Source organism: Methylotenera sp. G11, assembly GCF_000799735.1.
Classification (GTDB): Bacteria; Pseudomonadota; Gammaproteobacteria; order Burkholderiales; family Methylophilaceae; genus Methylotenera.
In genome coordinates this window covers 1,718,278-1,737,890 of the sequence record NZ_JUHH01000001.1, presented here as the reverse complement: position 1 = coordinate 1,737,890, position 19,613 = coordinate 1,718,278, and the positions used below count along the sequence as shown (strand labels likewise).

14 protein-coding genes and 3 tRNA genes are annotated in these 19,613 nt (G+C 51.3%); 15 read left to right on the top strand and 2 right to left on the bottom strand.

Going from position 1 to position 19,613, the window contains the following annotated elements; genetic code table 11:
• The first annotated feature begins 91 nt into the window (after positions 1 to 91).
• The 6 genes from nusA to pnp all read left to right on the top strand — a co-directional run bounded on the left by nusA (position 92) and on the right by pnp (position 8,419).
• Positions 92 to 1,558 carry a transcription termination factor NusA gene (nusA, locus tag GQ51_RS08055; RefSeq protein ID WP_047551956.1) on the top strand — a complete coding sequence of 489 codons (1,467 nt, stop codon included), beginning with the start codon at positions 92 to 94 and terminating at the stop codon, positions 1,556 to 1,558.
• 141 nt (positions 1,559 to 1,699) lie between these two features.
• The gene (infB, locus tag GQ51_RS08050; RefSeq protein ID WP_047551954.1) at positions 1,700 to 4,408 is read left to right on the top strand and encodes a translation initiation factor IF-2; all 2,709 of its coding nucleotides are present in this window, start codon (positions 1,700 to 1,702) and stop codon (positions 4,406 to 4,408) included.
• Entirely contained in the window at positions 4,408 to 4,764 is a 357-nt protein-coding gene (rbfA, locus tag GQ51_RS08045; RefSeq protein WP_047551952.1) for a 30S ribosome-binding factor RbfA, read from the top strand. Before infB ends, rbfA begins: the two co-directional genes overlap by 1 nt.
• A gap of 26 nt (positions 4,765 to 4,790) precedes the next feature.
• Entirely contained in the window at positions 4,791 to 5,699 is a 909-nt protein-coding gene (truB, locus tag GQ51_RS08040; RefSeq protein ID WP_047551950.1) for a tRNA pseudouridine(55) synthase TruB, read from the top strand.
• A 136-nt stretch (positions 5,700 to 5,835) separates the two neighbouring features.
• Entirely contained in the window at positions 5,836 to 6,105 is a 270-nt protein-coding gene (gene rpsO, locus GQ51_RS08035; protein ID WP_047551948.1) for a 30S ribosomal protein S15, read from the top strand.
• Positions 6,106 to 6,289: 184 nt separating this feature from the next.
• Positions 6,290 to 8,419 carry a polyribonucleotide nucleotidyltransferase gene (gene pnp / locus GQ51_RS08030; protein WP_047551946.1) on the top strand — a complete coding sequence of 710 codons (2,130 nt, stop codon included), beginning with the start codon at positions 6,290 to 6,292 and terminating at the stop codon, positions 8,417 to 8,419.
• Between the two features lie 93 nt (positions 8,420 to 8,512).
• Here pnp and dksA read toward each other — a convergent pair whose 3' ends face one another.
• Both dksA and folD read right to left on the bottom strand, forming a co-directional pair.
• Entirely contained in the window at positions 8,513 to 8,935 is a 423-nt protein-coding gene (gene dksA / locus GQ51_RS08025) for an RNA polymerase-binding protein DksA (protein ID WP_047551944.1), read from the bottom strand.
• A 152-nt stretch (positions 8,936 to 9,087) separates the two neighbouring features.
• Complete coding sequence (gene folD / locus GQ51_RS08020) at positions 9,088 to 9,945, bottom strand: bifunctional methylenetetrahydrofolate dehydrogenase/methenyltetrahydrofolate cyclohydrolase FolD (RefSeq protein WP_047551942.1); 858 nt, start codon at positions 9,943 to 9,945, stop codon at positions 9,088 to 9,090.
• A 106-nt stretch (positions 9,946 to 10,051) separates the two neighbouring features.
• Between folD and GQ51_RS08015 the strand changes: the two genes are divergently transcribed.
• The 9 genes from GQ51_RS08015 (at position 10,052) to GQ51_RS07975 (ending at position 19,613) form a co-directional block, all read left to right on the top strand.
• Positions 10,052 to 10,128: transfer RNA gene (locus GQ51_RS08015), tRNA-Pro, on the top strand.
• A 101-nt stretch (positions 10,129 to 10,229) separates the two neighbouring features.
• Positions 10,230 to 10,306, top strand: a tRNA-Arg gene (locus GQ51_RS08010).
• A gap of 25 nt (positions 10,307 to 10,331) precedes the next feature.
• Positions 10,332 to 10,407, top strand: a tRNA-His gene (locus GQ51_RS08005).
• A 266-nt stretch (positions 10,408 to 10,673) separates the two neighbouring features.
• Positions 10,674 to 11,129 (top strand): DUF3617 domain-containing protein, encoded by a 456-nt coding sequence (locus tag GQ51_RS08000; protein WP_235276192.1) that lies wholly within the window; start codon positions 10,674 to 10,676, stop codon positions 11,127 to 11,129.
• 291 nt (positions 11,130 to 11,420) lie between these two features.
• Complete coding sequence (locus GQ51_RS07995; RefSeq protein WP_047551938.1) at positions 11,421 to 12,845, top strand: sigma-54-dependent transcriptional regulator; 1,425 nt, start codon at positions 11,421 to 11,423, stop codon at positions 12,843 to 12,845.
• Positions 12,846 to 12,996: 151 nt separating this feature from the next.
• Positions 12,997 to 14,409: an AAA family ATPase gene (locus GQ51_RS07990; RefSeq protein ID WP_047551936.1), complete on the top strand. Its 1,413-nt coding sequence runs from the start codon at positions 12,997 to 12,999 to the stop codon at positions 14,407 to 14,409.
• 207 nt (positions 14,410 to 14,616) lie between these two features.
• The gene (locus GQ51_RS07985) at positions 14,617 to 16,473 is read left to right on the top strand and encodes a type II secretion system protein GspD (RefSeq protein ID WP_235276191.1); all 1,857 of its coding nucleotides are present in this window, start codon (positions 14,617 to 14,619) and stop codon (positions 16,471 to 16,473) included.
• Between the two features lie 7 nt (positions 16,474 to 16,480).
• A complete protein-coding gene (locus tag GQ51_RS07980; RefSeq protein ID WP_047551934.1) occupies positions 16,481 to 17,824 on the top strand; it encodes a hypothetical protein in 1,344 nt (447 codons plus the stop codon).
• 82 nt (positions 17,825 to 17,906) lie between these two features.
• On the top strand, positions 17,907 to 19,613 hold the full coding sequence (locus GQ51_RS07975) for a GspE/PulE family protein (RefSeq protein WP_047551932.1): 1,707 nt from the start codon (positions 17,907 to 17,909) through the stop codon (positions 19,611 to 19,613).

Here is a 19,613-nt window from a genome sequence, read left to right as displayed (position 1 = left end):
AAGCGTGAAGGCTGCAAAACTGGCGCAGCTGAATTTGAATGAGAAGCCTGGCCCTGAAGATTAACCTGCAATTTATAGTCGGAGATTGATGATGAGTCGTGAAATTTTATTGTTGGTAGATGCCCTGGCGCATGAAAAAAATGTAAGTAAAGAGGTGATCTTTACTGCGCTTGAGCTTGCCTTGGCTTCAGCTACCAAGAAAAAGCATCATGATGATGCCGACGTCCGCGTGGAAATTGATCGCGAATCCGGTGATTACAAAACATTCAGGCGCTGGCAGTACGTAGAGTATGATCTGCTGGAGAACTCAGCTTATCAGCTTGATGAGGAAGATGAGCGTTCAAAAGGCCTGAACATCGGCGATTATTACGAAGAACCGCTGGAAAATATCGAGTTTGGCCGTATTGGCGCGCAGGCAGCAAAGCAAGTGATTCTGCAAAAAGTGCGTGAAGCTGAGCGTGAGCAGATTCTGCAAGACTTCCTGGCGCGTGATGAAAAGCTGGTGACCGGCGTTATCAAGCGCATGGAAAAGGGCAATGCGATTATTGAAATCGGCCGTATCGAGGCTTTGTTGCCGCGTGAGCAGATGATCCCGAAAGAAAATCTGCGAGTAGGTGACCGTGTGCGTGCCTATCTGTCACGTATCGAGCGTGGCGGTCGTGGCCCGCAGTTGATTCTGTCAAGAATCACCCCTGCGTTCCTGATCCGTTTGTTTGAACTGGAAGTGCCTGAGATAGAAGAAGGCCTGCTTGAAATCCGTTCTGCGGCACGTGATCCTGGTTTGCGTTCCAAGATTGCCGTGAAAAGCAATGACCAGCGTATCGACCCGGTCGGTACCTGCGTCGGTATGCGTGGTTCACGCGTGCAGGCCGTGACTGCCGAGTTGGCAGGCGAGCGTGTGGATATCGTGTTGTGGAGCATGGAGCCTGCGCAGTTTGTGATTAATGCGATGTCTCCGGCTGAAGTTTCAAGTATCGTGGTGGATGAAGATGCGCACAGCATGGATGTTGTGGTCGAGGAGGAGCAGCTGGCGCTGGCAATTGGCCGTAACGGTCAGAACGTGCGCCTGGCTTCAGAATTGACCGGCTGGACGTTGAACATCCTGACGGTGGATCAGGCAGCACAGAAGAACCAGGAGGAGTTTGCAAGCGTGACGCACCTCTTTATGGAAAAACTGGATGTCGATGAAGAAGTGGCGGAGATCCTGGTGCAGGAAGGGTTTACCAGCCTGGAAGAGATTGCTTATGTGCCGCTGGCGGAAATGCTTGAGATTGAAGCGTTTGATGAAGATACGGTTGAGGAGTTGCGCAAACGCGCACGTGCAGCCCTGCTGACGGAAGCGATCGCAAAAGAAGAGAAGGTCGAGGAAGCAGCGGAAGATCTGCTGACACTGGAAGGCATGGATGATGCAACTGCACATCTGCTGGCATCTAAAGGCATTTCAACGATGGATGATCTGGCAGAGCTGGCTATTGATGAGCTGGTAGATATCTCCGGCATGGATGAAGAGCGTGCAAAGGCGCTGATCATGAAAGCCCGTGAACCTTGGTTCAAATAAATAAAATGCAGTAATCGGGTTTCAGCAGGTGATATAGGCAGGGTGGGTGAGCGCCCGAACCTGCCGGAAGTATCAATATTAAGAAGTACAAGCAGTAAGGCTAGGCAATAAAGCTTAGGGAAAAGAATACTGGAGCAACAAATGGCACAAACAACCGTAGAACAATTTGCTGGCGAATTAAGGCTGCCTACAGCATTGTTATTAGAGCAGCTCAAAAGTGCTGGCGTGCATAAATCAAGTGCGGAAGATCAACTGAGCGAAGCGGATAAAGCCGCATTGCTGGATCACTTGCGTAAAGAGCACGGCACACAGGCCCCAAAAAGTAAAATTACGTTGACCCGTAAATCCAGTACGGAAATTAAAAAAACCGACAATACGGGCAAAGCGCGCACGATTCAGGTTGAAGTGCGTAAAAAGCGTGTGATCGAACAACGTGAAGAGGAAGTTGAAATCGCTGCGGAAGAGGATCTGGCACCGGTAGCTGATGTTCCTGAAGCCGTTGTTGAGCCGGTGGTTGAGGTTGAGCCGGAGCCGGTTGTGGCGATTGAGCCGGAGCCCGCAGTGGCAGAGCCGCAAGTTGCACAGCCGCCTGTGCTGGAAGTGCCTGCAGCCGCGGTGGTTGAGGCTGAGCCAGAAAAAGCGGTTGTAAAACCGCAGGTCATCAGCCGTAAGGATTTGCTTGGTGCCGAAGAAATCGCATTGCGTGAGCAGGAGGCCAAGCGCCATGCTACCTTGCTGGCGCTGCAGGCAGAAGATAAGCGTAAAAAAGAAGAACTGGCGCAGCGCCGTCTTGATGAAGAGGCAAAAAGGGTGGCTGAGGCTGAAGCAGCTAAAGCCAAGGCGGCTAAGCTTTCTGAGGGCACTTTGCATAAGCCTGCCGTAAAAGAAGGTGCAGAAAAACCTGCCGTTAAAGACGCGAAAAAAGGCAAAGGCAACAATAAAGAGTGGACTGATGCCGAGAATAAAAAACGCGGCTTGAAAACACGCGGTGATGTGACCGCGGGTAAAGGCGGCTGGCGCGCGCCTAAAGGAAAAAACCATAAGCATCATGCTGATGATGATCAGCAGCATGCCTTTACTGCACCGACAGAGCCTATCATTCATGAAGTGCTGGTGCCTGAAACGATAACCGTGGCAGACCTTGCGCATAAAATGTCCGTGAAGTCAGGCGAGGTTATCAAGGCGCTGATGGGCATGGGCATGATGGTAACGATTAACCAGGTGCTTGATCAGGAAACTGCCATTATCGTGGTTGAAGAAATGGGCCATAAAGCCAAAGCTGCGGCGCCGAATGATCCTGATGCATTCCTGGAAGAAGCCGAACATACGGAAGCCGTGCTGGAAACACGCCCGCCAGTAGTGACTGTGATGGGCCACGTTGACCATGGTAAGACCTCATTGCTGGATTATATCCGTCGCAGCCGCGTGGCTACGGGTGAGGCTGGCGGCATTACGCAGCATATCGGCGCATACCACGTGGAAACGCCGCGCGGTATGGTCACTTTCCTGGATACCCCGGGCCATGAAGCCTTTACGGCGATGCGCGCGCGCGGTGCGAAAGCAACGGATATTGTGATCCTGGTCGTGTCTGCAGATGACGGCGTGATGCCGCAAACCATAGAAGCGATTCACCACGCGAAAGCTGCCGGTGTGCCTCTTGTGGTGGCAATCAACAAGGTTGATAAGCCGGATGCGCAGCCAGAGCGCGTAAAAATGGAGCTGGTTTCCCAGGAAGTCGTGCCGGAGGACTTTGGCGGTGATACGATGTTCCGTGAAGTGTCGGCTAAAACCGGCCAGGGCATTGATGAGCTGCTGGAAGCGGTGTTGCTGCAGGCTGAAGTTTTAGAGCTGCAGGCACCTAGAAACACACCGGCCAAAGGCCTGGTGATTGAAGGCCGGCTGGATAAAGGCCGTGGTTCTGTAGCGACAATTCTGGTGCAATCCGGCGTCTTGAAGCGTGGTGACATGATTCTGGCAGGTACCACTTTCGGTAAAGTGCGCGCGATGCTTGATGAGTCAGGTAAAGAGATTCAGGAAGCCGGTCCTTCGATTCCTGTAGAGATCCTGGGCCTGTCCGATGTGCCAAGCGCCGGTGAAGAAGTCATTGTATTGAACGATGAGCGTAAGGCGCGTGAAATCGCGTTGTACCGCCAGGGTAAGTACCGTGACGTCAAACTGGCTAAACAGCAGGCTGCCAAGCTGGAAAACATGTTCGAGCAGATGGAGTCCGGCGAGGTGCAGACGCTGAACCTGATTATTAAATCTGACGTGCAGGGTTCTTACGAAGCCCTTGCTGCCAGCCTGCAGAAGCTTTCAACCAGCGAAGTCAAGGTGCATATCATTCACACCGGCGTTGGTGCGATCAGTGAATCTGACGTCAACCTGGCTGCGGCTTCCAAAGCGGTGCTGATCGGCTTCAACGTGCGTGCAGATTCAGGTGCGCGCAAGCTGGTTGATTCACTGGGTGTTGATGTACGCTACTACAATATTATTTATGAAGCTGTAGATGAGATTAAAGCGGCACTGGGCGGCATGCTGGCGCCGGAACAGAAAGAGCAGATGATCGGTACTGTAGAGGTGCGTGAAGTGTTCCGTATTTCTAAAGTGGGCGCGATCGCCGGTTGTTATGTGCAGGATGGTATGATTAAACGTAACTCTAAAGTACGTATCCTGCGCAACAACGTGATCGTGCATACCGGTGAACTGGATTCATTGAAACGCTTTAAAGATGACGTAAAAGAAGTTAAAAACAACTTTGAGTGCGGTTTGTCCATCAAGAACTACAATGACATCGAAGTCGGTGATATTTTAGAAGTCTACGAGATGGTAGAAGTGGCAAGAACACTATAATGGCTAAAGACTTTTCACGTAGCCACCGCGTGGCAGAGCAGATGCAGCGAGAGCTCGCTGATCTGCTCATGTTCGAAGTAAAGGATCCGCGCGTAAGCATGGTCACCATCACTGCGGTGGAAGTGACTGGCGATATGGCGCATGCCAAGATTTTTTACACGGCTGCCAAGCAAAGTGACAGCCTGCAGCAAGGGTTGGAAAAATCCGCTGGATTCTTGCGCACGCAGCTTGGCAGGCGCATGTTGCTGCGCACTGTGCCGCAATTGCATTTTGTCTATGATGCGTCGATTGATAATGGCATGAAAATGTCTAAGTTGATTGATGAAGCGTTGGCCTCCAAACCTGAAAAATCCTGATTTATTTCTAGTATTCAATTAAGCCTTTGCAATTCAAAAGACAAAAGAAAAATATCAACGGCATTCTGCTGCTGGATAAGCCGTTGGGTTTTTCATCCAATCAAGCGCTGCAGAAAATCAAGTGGCTGTTAAAGGCCGCCAAGGCTGGGCACACCGGTACACTGGACCCGCTTGCCACCGGATTGCTGCCGCTTTGTTTTGGTGAAGCCACTAAATTTGCGCACTATCTTACCGATGCGGATAAAACCTATATTGCCACCATGAAACTGGGTGCGACCACGACTACAGGGGACGCTGAAGGTGAGGTGCTTTCAATCCATGCCGTGAATGTAAGCCGGCTGGACTTCGAAGCCGCCTGTGAGCAGTTTGTGGGCGAGATCAGCCAGACGCCGCCTATGTATTCAGCGCTAAAATTTGAGGGCAAAGCCTTGTACGAATATGCGAGAGCGGGTGTGGAAATTGAGCGCAAGGCGCGTCTAGTCACGATTCGCAGTATTCAAGTCAATGCGTTTTCGGGTGATGAAGCGGTGATTGCCGTGGCCTGCAGCAAAGGCACCTATATCCGTACTCTGGCTGAAGACATCGGCAAGCAGCTTGGCTGCGGGGCGCATCTGACTGGCTTGCGCAGGACGGCTACCGCTGATTACCGGATCGAGCAGGCAATTACGCTGGAGCAGTTCGAAGCGATGGGTGATGAGCAGCGTCTGGCAGCATTGGCGCCGCCGGATAGTGCCGTGCATTATTTACCTGCCATCACGCTTGATGGCGATGCAGCTTTTTACTTGCTGCAGGGGCAGGCGGTATGGTGCAGCGGTGCGATTCCGCCGGGTTTGTTGCGGCTGTATAACGAGCAGCAGGTGTTTTTAGGTTTGGGCGAATTGCAGGACGACGGAAAAATCGCACCTAAGCGCTTGATGCAGCAAGTAAATAATTGATATATATTAAAAATATTGCTTGTTAAGTGTGAAACAAGTCACTATAATGCGCGGTTCATGTAAATGATTGTTCAGGCGGTTTATTGATTGGCTGCCTTTACATTGACGCAAAACCTCTAAAATTCAGGATTAAGTTATGGCAACTACAGCACAAGAAAACGCGAAAATCATCGCAGAATATCAACGCTCAGCTAACGATACAGCTAGCCCGGAAGTACAAGTGGCACTTTTGACAAACCGTATCGCTTACTTGACAGAGCACTTCAAATCTAACAAAAAAGACAACCACTCACGTCGTGGTCTGCTGGCTTTGGTAAGCCAACGCCGTAGCCTGTTGGATTATCTGAAACGCAAAGATGCAAGCCGTTATCAAACATTGATTCAACGCTTGAGTCTGCGTAAATAACTTTTATAAAAGTGCCAAAATCAGCAAAGTATTGCCTGTTAATTTTGGGCGCACTTTTATAATTGCTGTAAAAAGCCGATAGCATAAAACTGCATCGGCTTTTTTTATTGTTGGGCTGTTAATGTTATTGGGTAGTGAATAACAGTTTTAGTGAATAGCAGCCTGTAGAAGAAAAGGAAAATAAATGTTTAATAAAGTTACGAAAAGTATTCAATACGGTGCGCATACGCTCACCCTTGAAACAGGTGAAATCTCACGTCAGGCAGATGCTGCCGTGATGGTAAGCTATGGCGACACAGTAGTGCTGGTCGCGGTTACCAGCAAACGTGAAGTTAAAGCAGGTCAGGACTTTTTCCCGCTGACAGTGGATTACATGGAAAAAACCTACGCAGCAGGCAAGATTCCGGGTGGTTTCTTCAAGCGTGAGGGACGTCCTTCAGAGAAAGAAACATTGACTAGTCGTTTGATCGACCGTCCGTTACGTCCTCTGTTCCCGGAAGCGTTTTATAACGAAGTGCAAGTGGTGGCGACCGTGTTGTCATCAGATCCTGAAATCGATGCGGATATTCCAGCGATCATTGGTGCATCAGCAGCCATGGCGATTTCCGGTATCCCGTTCTTCGGTCCATTGGGCGCGGCACGTGTTGGTTATATCAATGATGAATATGTATTGAACCCGACTAAAGCGCAATTGGAAGAAACAGAGCTGGACCTGGTTGTTGCTGCGACTGAAACTGCGGTAATGATGGTTGAGTCGGAAGCGAAAGAGCTTTCAGAAGAAGTCATGCTTGGCGCCGTAGTTTATGGTCACGAGCAAATGCAGGCAGTGATCAAAATGATTAACGAACTATCTGCAGAAGCGGGTAAAGATGCATGGGATTGGGTTGCTCCGGAGCCGGATACTGCATTGATTGAAAAAGTAGCCGCTTTGGCTGCTGCAGATATCAACGCTGCATTCCAGATTAAAGCTAAAGGGGCGCGTTCAGCAAAGCTGGAAGAAATCACCAACCGCGTATTGGGTGAGTTGATCACTGAAGAAACATCTACGACAGAAGCTAACAAAATCAAGAATGAAATCTTCAATCTGGAAGCTAAAACTGTCCGCAGCCAGATTCTGAATGGTGAGCCGCGTATCGACGGCCGTGACACACGCACCGTGCGTCCTATCAGCATCCGTACCGGCGTATTGCCACGTACGCACGGTTCAGCGCTGTTCACACGCGGTGAAACACAGGCGTTGGTGGTTGCAACGCTGGGCACAGGCCGTGATGAACAGATTATCGACGCCTTGCAGGGCGAGTATGCAGACCGTTTCATGTTGCACTACAACATGCCTCCGTACGCTACCGGTGAAACTGGCCGTGTCGGTACGCCAAAGCGTCGCGAAATCGGCCATGGTCGTTTGGCTAAACGCGCACTGGTGGCGGCATTGCCATCAAAAGAAGAGTTTGATTACACGATGCGTGTGGTTTCAGAAATTACTGAGTCTAACGGTTCAAGCTCAATGGCTTCTGTATGCGGTGGCTGTCTTGCATTGATGGATGCCGGTGTGCCGATGAAAAACCACGTTGCAGGTATCGCAATGGGCTTGATCAAGGAAGGTAACCGTGTTGCGGTGTTGACAGATATTCTGGGTGATGAGGATCACCTGGGTGACATGGACTTTAAAGTAGCCGGTACAGAAGATGGCATCACTGCTTTGCAGATGGACATCAAGATTACCGGCATCACTGCACAGATCATGCAAGTGGCTTTAGCGCAGGCTAAAGAAGGCCGTGCACACATCCTGGGTATCATGAAGCAGGCTGTGAGCGGCGCAAACACTGAGATGTCGCAATTTGCACCACGCATCATCACGATGAAGATCAATCCTGAGAAAATCCGTGATGTGATCGGTAAAGGCGGCGCGGTGATCCGTGCGCTGACTGAAGAAACAGGCACCACGATTGATATCGATGATGACGGTACTGTGAAGATCGCCTGCACAAGTTCTGAGCAAGGTGCCGAAGCGCAGCGCCGTATTGCGGAAATCACGGCAGAAGTTGAAGTAGGCCAAACCTATGAAGGCACAGTAATCAAGCTGTTGGACTTTGGCGCGATCGTTACTTTGCTGCCGGGTAAAGATGGTTTGCTGCACATTTCGCAGATTGCACACCAGCGCGTAAATGCGGTGGGTGATTTCCTGAAAGAAGGCGATGTTGTGAAGGTGAAAGTGGTTGAAGCTGACGAAAAAGGTCGCGTGCGTTTAAGCATGAAAGCCTTGATCGACCCACCTGCGGCAGAAGCTAAAGCAGAAGTTGAAGCTGACGAGTAATCATTAAGGTCAGTGACGCAAAAAAGCCCGCGCAAGCGGGCTTTTTGTTTTAATAAAGGCAGATGATGCGTCTGTTTCTATTAAGCAGGTTTACTATTTGGCTACCTGGCGTTCTCTCAATTCATCCAGTGTTTTACAGTCAATGCACAGGGTTGCCGTCGGGCGGGCTTCCAGGCGTTTTAAACCGATTTCTACGCCGCAGCCTTCGCAATAGCCATATTCATCATGATCGATGTTGCGCAGGGTTTCGTCGATTTTCTTGATCAATTTGCGCTCACGGTCACGGTTGCGCAGTTCCAGTGTCATGTCGGATTCCTGGCTGGCCCTGTCGTTAGGGTCTGCAAACATTGTGACCTCATCCTGCATGGTATGCACCGTGCGGTCAATCTCTTCGCTGAGCTCACCTTTCCAGTCATTCAGAATCTTGCGGAAATGATCGAGCTGCTCTTTGCTCATATATTCTTCATCAGGTTTCGGCTGATAAGGCGTGAAGTGCTTACTGATTACATCTGCCATGGTTTGGACCCAAATACTAAAAAATAAAGCTGTTTAAAATGAAGCTACTAGAAGTAGCCGTTATAAAATTAGCGCATGAGTGTACACTGAATAAAGCTTTCATGCAAAATCAGGGCTGATATCACATAAAACGTTTTAACTTCAGCAGTTAATTATACTTTCTCACTTAATTCCAATGACAGCAAGGTATTTTCCATCAGTGTGGCGACAGTCATAGGGCCCACGCCACCTGGCACGGGGGTGATCCAGCCGGCACGTTCTTTTGCGCTGGCAAAATCCACATCGCCGGAAAGTGTGCCGTCCGCCAGGCGGTTGATGCCAATATCAATCACAATCGCGCCCGGCTTGATCCATTCGCCTTTAATTAACCCTGGTTTGCCTGCCGCTGCAATCACCAGGTCTGCGCGGGCAATAATCTGGCCTAAATTTTTGGTGTGGCGATGGCAGCTGGTGACGGTGCAGCCAGCCAGCAGTAATTCAAGACCCATAGGTCGGCCTACATGGTTGGATACGCCAACAACGACTGCATCCATGCCCATCAGCTCAACATTGGTCGCCTGCAGCATCTTGATGACGCCAAACGGTGTGCATGAGCGCAGCGTAGGCTGGCGCACGGCCAGCCTGCCGATATTGTAAGGATGAAAGCCATCCACATCCTTATTCGGGCTGATGGCTTCAATAATATGTTCATCCTTGATGTGTGCAGGCAGCGGTGCCTGCACCAGAATGCCATCGATTGACGCATCATGATTGAGCTGCTCGATCAATGTGAGCAATTCTGCTTCTGTCGTTGCCGCAGGTAAATCATAGGCAATGGAACGGATACCGACTTTATCGCACGCCAGGCGTTTGTTGCGCACATAGATTGAAGAAGCGGGGTCGCCGCCAAGAAGGATCACAGCTAGCCCAGGCGCACGTTTGCCTGTTTGCAGGCGAGCATCAATGCGATCTTTGATGGAATTTAATAAATTTTCGGCAATCGTTTTGCCATTGATAATTTGAGCAGTCATTTGATATGTTTCAATCTGAGAATTCTTAGTGGTTAACTAAATAAAGTGAGATTTTATCATATTGGAATTGACCACAATCCTAGATTCGGGTATATTTCTACTTCTTCGGCGTGTAGCGTAGCCTGGTAGCGCGCCTGCTTTGGGAGCAGGATGTCGGGAGTTCGAATCTCTCCACGCCGACCAAATAAATTAGCCCGTTGGTATTAAAATACCAACGGGCTAATAAATAAAAAGTCAGCCCGAAGTGCTTTATATTGCTAGATATAAAGTCTTGTAACCAAAATCTGCCCGTAGCTCAACCGGATAGAGCACCAGCCTTCTAAGCTGGGGGTTACAGGTTCGATTCCTGTCGGGCAGGCCAGTTTGTTTTTTTTGAAGTCTCTATGGTGGCTGTAGCTCAGCTGGTAGAGCCCTGGATTGTGATTCCAGTTGTCGTGGGTTCGAGCCCCATCAGCCACCCCAATTTCCCTTTATGGTTGTTTATTGATCTTTCCCTTGTTGTTTTTGACCAGGCGATAGACTTTTGCGCATGATGCAGCATATTGCCTTCTGCCAAACTAGCACTCTCAATCAATGTTCCTGAGTTATTCTGAACTTCCTTTGCCGCAATATCTCTGATATGTTTTAAATACTCAGCGGCTTCGGGAAGTTAAATGCATAAATCTTTGTTTGTTTTTTCTTTAGTCTCCTTGTTTTTTGGGACTGCTGCGCAGTCAGCTGAAACAACTATGCGTCCCGGATTGTGGGAAGTCACGACATCATCGGATCTGTTATGGTTTGTGCCACAGATTCCGCCGGAGCAGATGGAAGGCCTGAAGGATCTGGCTAAGGAATACGGGCTGGATATGCCTAAAATCGAGAATGGTTCGGCAACCTCCAGTACCTGCATCACGCAGGCGATGGCAAGCCAGAAAAATCCGCCTGGTCTATACCAGAGTGAAATGGGGTGCACTGCTAAAAATGCGACCCATGCCGGCAACAGGTATCGGGTGGATTTTGAATGCACGGGTGCACAGTTGAAAGGTAGCGGCAGTGCCGAAGGAACTTTTGTCAGTACCGAAAAGTTTACCGGGCAAACCAGGTTTAATGGTTTCTTGCAGGGTAATCCGGTTAACGAGAAAGCGGACATCAGTGGCAGGTGGCTGAGCTCAAGCTGCGGGGATGTGAAGCCGCTGCAGCAATAACATGCTTGCCTGTTAAGGGTTGTCCTGTTCAGTCTTTGCACCTTTGTTTCCTGATTCAAAGCCGCCTGGATTTGAAAGCGGCAGCAACCCTGCAACCCGCTAGCCTTATTAGCTGGCCGATTTCCCAATTCCCGTCATGAATTCGATCCCCTATATAGTGCGTGGGAGATGGTCCACTGGCATAGGCAGAAGATAGCGGCGCTGGGTAAATTTATTGATACATCAAGCTATTAAGGCTATAGTTGCAGCGAACGCAGTGATTATCAAAAATTTATAATAAGGCACTTCCAAATGGCAGTACTACGTCCGGTATTGATGATCGTTGACGATGACCCGTTGATTACGGATACCCTCCATTTTGTATTAAGCAGGCATTTCGAAGTTTGTGTGGCAGAGTCGCATGCGCAGGTCAAAAGCCTGTTGCAGCAACTGGACGCCCCGCCGGCGCTGGCTCTGGTTGACCTGGGCTTGCCGCCTAATCCCCATGTGCCGGAAGAAGGCTTTAAAGTCATTGGCACACTGCTTGCGCATTCCCCTGCGATCAAGATCCATGTACTGTCGGGCCAGAGTGGTGATTCCAATGTAAAGCGCGCGCTTTCATTGGGTGCGGCTGACTTTATCGCTAAACCGTGTGATGTGGAAAAGCTTAAAGATATGCTTTTAAATGCACTCAAGGTGCAGGATGCTGAACTCAATGAAATCAAGGCGGAGCAAGAGTATGGCGGCTTGTTGGGTAATAGCCTGCCGATCCAGGCTTTACATTTGCAGATCAGGCAGTTTGCGGATTCGCCGTTTCCGGTATTGATCGAAGGAGAGTCAGGCAGTGGCAAAGAGCTCGTGGCGAGCAGCTTTCACCATGCAAGTGAGCGCTCGCTGCAGCCTTATCTGTCCATTAACTGTGCGGCCGTTTCGCCATTGCTGGCAGAATCTATTTTATTCGGGCACGCTAAAGGGGCGTTTACAGGGGCAGTTGCTGCGCATTCGGGTTATTTTGAAGATGCGGGTGAAGGGACGCTGTTTCTGGATGAAATCGGTGAATTGCCGCTGGAGTTGCAGGCCAAGCTGCTGCGCGTGCTGGAAAACGGAGAATACCAGCGCATTGGGGAAACGCAGACACGCAAGAGCCGTGCCCGCATCGTGGCTGCTACTAATCGTGATTTGCGTGCGGAGGTGCGTGCCGGTAAGTTCAGATCCGACCTGTATCACCGGCTTAGCGTATTTACGGTGAAAGTGCCACCGCTGCGTGAGCTTGGTGAAGATAAGCATCTGTTGCGTGATTATTTTACGGCTTTTTATGCGAACCAGATCGGGAAAGCGGCATTTGAACTGGATGCAAAGGCGCAGGGTCGCTGGCTGGATTATATTTTCCCCGGCAATGTGCGAGAGCTTAGAAATATCGTGATTCGTTTAATTGCAAAATATGCGGGTAAAACGGTTAAAGAAGAAGAGCTGATTGCCGAGTTTGATTTAACCGAGCCTGAAGTTGCAGACAATGAATTCAGTTTCAACAATGAAGCAGGCATGACAGCACAGGCACAACGGCATTTGCAGCGACAGGCCAATGTCAGCCTGGATGCGGTTCTGAAAACCTGGGAGCGCGCTTATATCGAAGCTGCCATGAAAATGACGCATGGCAACCTGAGTCAGGCGGCAAAGCTGCTGAACGTGAACCGCACAACGTTATACAGCCGTATGAACACGCAGGATGATCATTAGCACGGCGTTTGCCGGCATGCATGCGGATGACGGCGTTTTGCCTGGCTACGGGCAGGTGGCGCGGCTAAACTTTTTTTACTGTAGAATCCCTTATAGCATCCTGCGCGATCATTGCGCGCATTGACCAATATTCGGACTGGCTGGAACTGATTTGTATTATCCCCACTTTGGCTTGAAAGAGCCGCCATTCAAAATTACGCCGAATACGGATTTTTTCTTTTCCGGCGGTAATCGAGGCGCAATACTTGATGCGCTGGTCTATGCCATCACTAACGGTGAAGGCATCATCAAGGTCGTGGGCGAAGTGGGCAGCGGCAAAACCATGCTTTGCCGTATGCTGCAGACGATACTACCGGAAAGAATCGAGAGCATCTATCTTGCCAACCCGAGTGTCGCACCGGAAGATGTGCTACATGCAATCGCTTTTGAGCTGCAGCTCAAGCTGCCCAGGGATGCCGACCGCCTGAAAGTGATGCAGGCATTGCAGGCGTACCTGCTGGCACGTTATGCAGAGGGGCGACAGGTCGTGATCTTTGTAGAGGAAGCGCAAGGTATGCCGCTTGCGACGCTTGAGGAGATCAGGCTGCTGTCGAACCTGGAGACTAGGCAGGATAAATTGCTGCAGATCGTATTATTCGGCCAGCCCGAGCTGGATGACAATCTTAATCAGGATCATATACGCCAGTTGCGCGAGCGCATTACGCATCGCTTTAACCTGGGGCCGCTGCAAACCAGGGATGTAGGCGAATACCTGATCTTCAGGCTGCGTGCAGCGGGCTATCATGGCCCGCACCTGTTTACCGAATCGGCCATTAAGAAGCTCTCGAAAGCATCGGAAGGCCTGGTGCGCCGGATTAATATCCTGGCTGACAAAGCTTTGCTGTCGGCATTTGCGGACAATGTTCACCAAATTACGCCTAAACACGTCTATGCGGCAATCAATGACAGCGAGTTTGGTTTAAAGCCCAAATGGTATCAATCGGGCTTCGCCGGGGCATGGTTATCCCGCAAATATGCATGGCCGGCGATTATGCTGGTAGCGGTGCTGAGTGTGGGTCTGCTGGCAGCGGTGCTGGTCGATACGCCCAAGCGGCAGCCTGTTGCCGCCGCAGGGAGTAACCCGGTGAAACACGCGGCATTATCAGCTGCGCCTGCTTCCCCTGCCGGGCCGGCTGCTGTTGATGTACCGCAGCAGTTGGTGGATCAGCGTCTGGAGGCCATGAAAGCTTTGCTGGTGAGCGCGAGTCCTGAAACCGTATCCCTGCAGATCCAGTCGGTTGCCGGCGGGTCGCTGGCAGGCGGTTCATTAACTACCGTGCCGCCGCATGACGCTCTGCTGAAGGCTACCCTTGAAAAACTTGGCCGGCAGTTGGAGATGGATAATATCTATCTATACCGCATGCAGCAGCGTGATGGCGTTTATACCGTCATCCTGTACGGTGCGTTTGCGCAGCGGGCTGATGCGCTGAGCGCACTTGATGGCCTGCCGGCGGAAATCAAGGCCAACCAGCCCTATTTACGCACGCTGGCTGGAGTGAAAAAAGACATTGCGCTGTCGCAATGACGGCCGGCTGAATCAATCAATTTCCCCTGGTAGTTTCAGGCCTGATTTTCTGCGGTCGCACATTAAATACGGCTATTTTTTCAAATACTTAAAAGCAGATTGCAACTTATTGTAGTGATTTGCTATTCCCTGCTATTTTTTGCGGTATTATTAACGTGATATAAATAGAAAAGTGGCCTGTAAGGCAGCTATCGGGAGTGTTAATCTATGGCAATCAATAAAGTAATATTGATGCTGTCAATGTCTGTGGTGCTAGGGGTGTCGGCTTGCGCGCACCAATCCAAGGTGCAGCCGTCCAAAGGCCATATCGACGATAAAAGTTCGTCTGCCGCTGTTGAGCCATCAAAGTCCGCAGGCAATGCCGCAGCAAGTGGCATCCCCAAGCCGGTAACCGACCACGTTTATTTGCCGCCACCTCAACCCAAAGCCAAAGAACCTGTTTACAGCATCGTCGTATATGACACCCCGGTCAAAGAGGTGTTGTTCGCCATTGCACGAGATAGCAAATTCAATGTAGATATCCATCCTTCAATCCGGGGCCGCGTAACCCTGAATGCCGTTGACCAGACGCTGCCGGCAATTCTGGAGCGCATATCGAGGCAGGTGGATTTAACTTATAAGATTCAGGGGAATGTGCTGACGATAGCGCCTGATCAGCCTGTATTAAGAACTTACAAAATTGATTATGTGAATATGTCGCGTGATACCAGGGGCTTTATCGGTGTGGACGGGCAGATATCAAGCACTTCTCAGAGCTCAAGCGGCACGGCAGGCACAGTTGCCGGCAGCACGGGCACAACGACCAGCACCTCCGGAAACGGGGCAAGCAACAGTTCCAGAACCTCGATAACGAGCGAATCCAAAGGGCGCTTCTGGGAAACCCTGGAAAACAACATTAAAGATATCCTGGAAGAAACCGATAAAGAGGTCATGATCGCCAGGTCCGGTAGCGGCGGTTCGCTATCGGCAGGGGCGGAGAAGTCCGAGAGCAGCGCAAAAGATCCTGCGACACAGGTTAACAGCCAGAAGGTTGAACGTGCAGAGTTCAGGGAAGAATATAAAACGCTCTTTGCCGCTACGGTAATCTCAAACAGGGAAGCTGGCGTAATCAGCGTAAGGGGCACCAGCAAGCAGCACGAAAAGGTACAGGAGTTCCTGGATAAAGTGCTTAATAGCGCTAAACGCCAGGTGCTGATTGAGGCCACCATCGTAGAAGTGAAGCTTAATGATGGTTTCCAGGCAGGTATCGATTGGAGTCGTCTGAATAATAACCGTGATACCAATAGCGGTTTTGAGGTTTCCGGTTCACTGGGGCCGTTGATTCCCATGGTCGGTGCAACAGGGCCGGGGTTCGTGGCCGGGTATCTTAACCCTTTAAGCCGCATCGGCAATATTGCCGCCTCGATCAGTTTGCTGAAGCAGTTCGGCACGACCAAGGTATTGTCCAGCCCCAAACTGATGGTGCTTAACAATCAGACAGCGGTGCTCAAGGTGGTTGATAACCTGGTGTACTTCACCGTGCAGGTTCAAGACAGCCTGGTTGCAAATGCAGGCAGTTCCAAAACCATTACCACCACGCCTAACACGGTGCCTGTAGGCGTAGTCATGAGCGTTACGCCGCAGATAAGCGATGCCGGTATGGTGAATGTCAATGTGAGGCCGACGATTTCCAGCCTGATACAATATATTCCGGACCCCAATCCATCATTGTACGGATCCGACGGTAAGCCTTTCACGACATACAAAGGTATCCCGGAAATTAGGATCCGCGAGATGGAATCCTTGCTACAGATCAACAGCGGAAACATAGCGGTATTAGGCGGTTTGATGCAGGATGAAATTAAAAGTAACAAGGATAAGGTTCCCGGTGTTTCGGATGTGCCGGGCATTGGCAAGATATTTACCGGCCAGAATGACAGCAACACTAAAACGGAACTGGTCGTTTTCCTGCGTCCTACCGTCATTACAACCGCCAGCCTGGAGAGTGATGAGCTGGCTAATTTCAAGCAGTTCCTGCCATCACAGCAGCTACAGAAAACATTGGACGAGAATGGTGAGAGGTAGTCGGTAGATGAGTTTACTGATTAAGGCTCTTGAATCGGCAGAGAAAGGCAAGCAGGCTGAGCTTAAAAAAAGCGGGGCAGGCGAAACCGCATCTGCAGATCTTATGCTGGAACCGCTGCCAAATGCACAGCCTGCTGCAAGTGCGGAGGCGTCGGGCTTGGGTTCTGCCGCAGATGCGTTAGCCGCCAAGGCAGCCTCTTTCAACGCTGCTGCCGCTGCAGCAAGTGTGGAAAAACCCAGGCTGCAACCTGAAGCCAGGAAAGGCAGCCAGCACCAGCTGGCTGCCAATGTGTTTGTGGCTAACCAGGCTGCCCAGAACTCGACTTCACCATTGGCTTTGTTCATGCTGGGTGTTGCCGGAGCCTTGACCATATGGCTTGGGTTGCAGGGGTATCAGTATATGAAGAAGCTGAATGCGCCTGAACTTACGCTGGCGAGGCCATCACCCCAAGCCACGCCTGCCACAACCACAGCTGGTCCTGTTGTGCCGCCAGTGCTGGCAGTTGAGCCGCAGGCAGATATTGAAGCGCCGGCAGTTGCGATGGAGGCCGTGCAGGAAAAAGGTGTTCCGGTTCCGAAACCGCCGGTGAATGCGCAAGGCAGCGCTCATGATGCGACTGTTTCCGGCAATGAGGACCAGGCTGGTAAAACGCCTGATAGTCGTGCTGCTGAATCAGACAATACGCCTGGTGAAGGTGAGGCAGCGTCCAAAAAGGGAGCACCGCTAAAACTGGTGAGCCGGATGCCTGCCGCAGGTGTAGACCCGACCCTGCTGGCGGCTTACCAGGCTTATAGCCGCGGCGACGACGCGGCAGCACAGAAACAATACCGGCAAGTATTGCAGGGTGATGTACGTAATGTGGACGCATTGCTGGGGATGGCGGCCATCGCTGTCCGGCAGTCACGCAATGCCGATGCTAATGGCTGGTACCAGAAGGTGCTGGAGATTGAGCCAAGGAACAGCACCGCATTATCCGCGATTGCCAATGCACAGATCACGACGGACTCTGCTGCAGGCGATAATGCCGATACGGAAAGCCGCATCAAGAGCATGCTGGCACAGCAGCCGGAAGCCGCAAACCTGCATGCTGCATTAGGCAATCTGTACGCAGCGCAGAATCAATGGCCATTGGCACAGGCGGCTTATTTTAATGCCAGCCGCTATGCACCTAACAGTGCGGATTATGCTTTCAATCTGGCAATAAGCCTGGACCAGCTCGGCAAGCCCGGCCTCGCATTGGCCCAATACCAGCGTGCCTTGGATTTGTTAAACAATGCAGGCAATACATCAGGTGCCAGCAACCTTGACAAAGCGCAGCTCGAAGCCAGGATACAGGCACTGCAGCATTAGCGCGGATTGCACACGAGCCGATATAAAAATAAAGATACTAGGAATATGACCATAACAAACCGATCAGAACAGGCTGGACTCAATGGTTGAGCAGCGGCGCAAACTTCGCATAGGCGAACTGATGGTGCAGCAGGGCTTGATCAGCAATGACCAGCTGCGAATCGCGCTGATTGAACAGGAACATAATGACTTGCCGCTGGGGCGCTTGCTGGTGCGGCTCGGCTTTGTGACAGAGGCCATGGTTCGCGACACGCTGGCAAGCACGATCGGCACCGAAAGCATCGACTTGTCGACAGTGGTCGCGGATATCGAGGCTTTGCAAATGGTGCCGCAGGATTTTTCGCGCCGCTATCATCTGCTGCCTGTCGCCTATGAGCAAGCGAGCGGCATCATGGTGGTTGCGATGGCGGACCTGTTCAACGTGGTGGCGCTGGATCAGCTGCGCGCCATGCTGGGCGGCAAGATCCAGCTCAAGCCGGTGCTTGCGGCAGAGGCGCAGCTTGAGGAATTTATTGACCAGTTCTATGGCTATGAGCTGTCCGTTGACGGTATCCTGCGCGAGATCGAGACCGGCGAGATTGATTACCAGAGCCTGAGTGCGGCTGGCAATGAATATACGCAGCCCGTGGTGCGGCTGGTTGGATCGCTGTTGATGGATGCGGTTAAACGCGGCGCTTCGGATATCCATTTTGAACCGGAACATGCCTTTTTAAGGATCCGTTACCGGATTGATGGCGTGCTGCAGCAGATTCGCAGCCTGCACAAAAGCTATTGGGGAGGCGTTGCGGTCAGGCTCAAGGTCGTGAGCGGGCTTGATATTGCAGAAACCCGGGCGCCGCAGGATGGCCGGCTGAACATGAATTTATGCGGCCGTCCGATTGATTTCCGGGTTTCCACGCACCCGACGATACACGGCGAAAATATCGTGCTGCGTGTGCTGGATCGCGAAAAGTCGATTATCCCGATGGAGCGCATGGGCTTGCGTGAAGACACCCTGGACGAGTTGCGTCTGATGATGACGCGCCCCGAGGGAATCCTGATCGTAACCGGCCCTACCGGCAGCGGCAAGACCACAACGCTATATTCGCTGTTATCCAGCCAGAATACGACCGCAGTGAACATCATGACCCTGGAAGACCCGGTGGAGTATCCAGTGACGATGATGCGCCAGACTTCGGTCGCTGAGGTGAACAAGGTCGATTTTGCCAATGGTATCCGTTCGATCATGCGGCAGGACCCGGACATTATCCTGGTTGGTGAGATTCGTGATGAAGATACCGCCAGCATGGCTTTCCGTGCGGCCATGACCGGGCATCAGGTATTCAGCACACTGCACACCAATTCTGCTTTGGGCGTGTTTCCGCGTTTGACGGATATCGGCATTCTGCCTGACATTATGGCCGGAAACATCATCGGTGTGGTGGCGCAGCGCCTGGTAAGGGTGCTTTGCCCGCACTGCAAGGAAGCTTATGTGCCGGATGAATTCGAGCGTAAGATCCTGCGTCTTAAAGCGGATGACAGGCCTCAGATATTCAAAGCAAAAGGCTGTGGGCACTGTAACCTGAACGGTTATCGCGGCCGTATGGCAATCATGGAGCTGTTGCGTATCGATAGTGATATGGATGCATTGATCTCACGCCGGGCACACTTGGATGAATTGCAGAAAATGGCATTTGAAAAGGGTTTTGTAACGCTCGCGGAAGATGGTGTGCGCCGCATTCTGGAAGGCCATACCGGTGTGGCGGAAGTCATGCGGGTGATTGACTTGACGAGCCGCATACGTGCCTGA

Coding starts and splice junctions, on each gene's coding strand:
- nusA (WP_047551956.1), top strand. CDS start 92: ATGAGTCGTGAAATTTTATTGTTGGTAGATGCCCTGGCGCATGAAAAA.
- infB (WP_047551954.1), top strand. CDS start 1,700: ATGGCACAAACAACCGTAGAACAATTTGCTGGCGAATTAAGGCTGCCT.
- rbfA (WP_047551952.1), top strand. CDS start 4,408: ATGGCTAAAGACTTTTCACGTAGCCACCGCGTGGCAGAGCAGATGCAG.
- rpsO (WP_047551948.1), top strand. CDS start 5,836: ATGGCAACTACAGCACAAGAAAACGCGAAAATCATCGCAGAATATCAA.
- pnp (WP_047551946.1), top strand. CDS start 6,290: ATGTTTAATAAAGTTACGAAAAGTATTCAATACGGTGCGCATACGCTC.
- dksA (WP_047551944.1), bottom strand. CDS start 8,935: ATGGCAGATGTAATCAGTAAGCACTTCACGCCTTATCAGCCGAAACCT.
- folD (WP_047551942.1), bottom strand. CDS start 9,945: ATGACTGCTCAAATTATCAATGGCAAAACGATTGCCGAAAATTTATTA.
- GQ51_RS08000 (WP_235276192.1), top strand. CDS start 10,674: ATGCGTCCCGGATTGTGGGAAGTCACGACATCATCGGATCTGTTATGG.
- GQ51_RS07995 (WP_047551938.1), top strand. CDS start 11,421: ATGGCAGTACTACGTCCGGTATTGATGATCGTTGACGATGACCCGTTG.
- GQ51_RS07985 (WP_235276191.1), top strand. CDS start 14,617: ATGGCAATCAATAAAGTAATATTGATGCTGTCAATGTCTGTGGTGCTA.
- GQ51_RS07980 (WP_047551934.1), top strand. CDS start 16,481: ATGAGTTTACTGATTAAGGCTCTTGAATCGGCAGAGAAAGGCAAGCAG.
- GQ51_RS07975 (WP_047551932.1), top strand. CDS start 17,907: ATGGTTGAGCAGCGGCGCAAACTTCGCATAGGCGAACTGATGGTGCAG.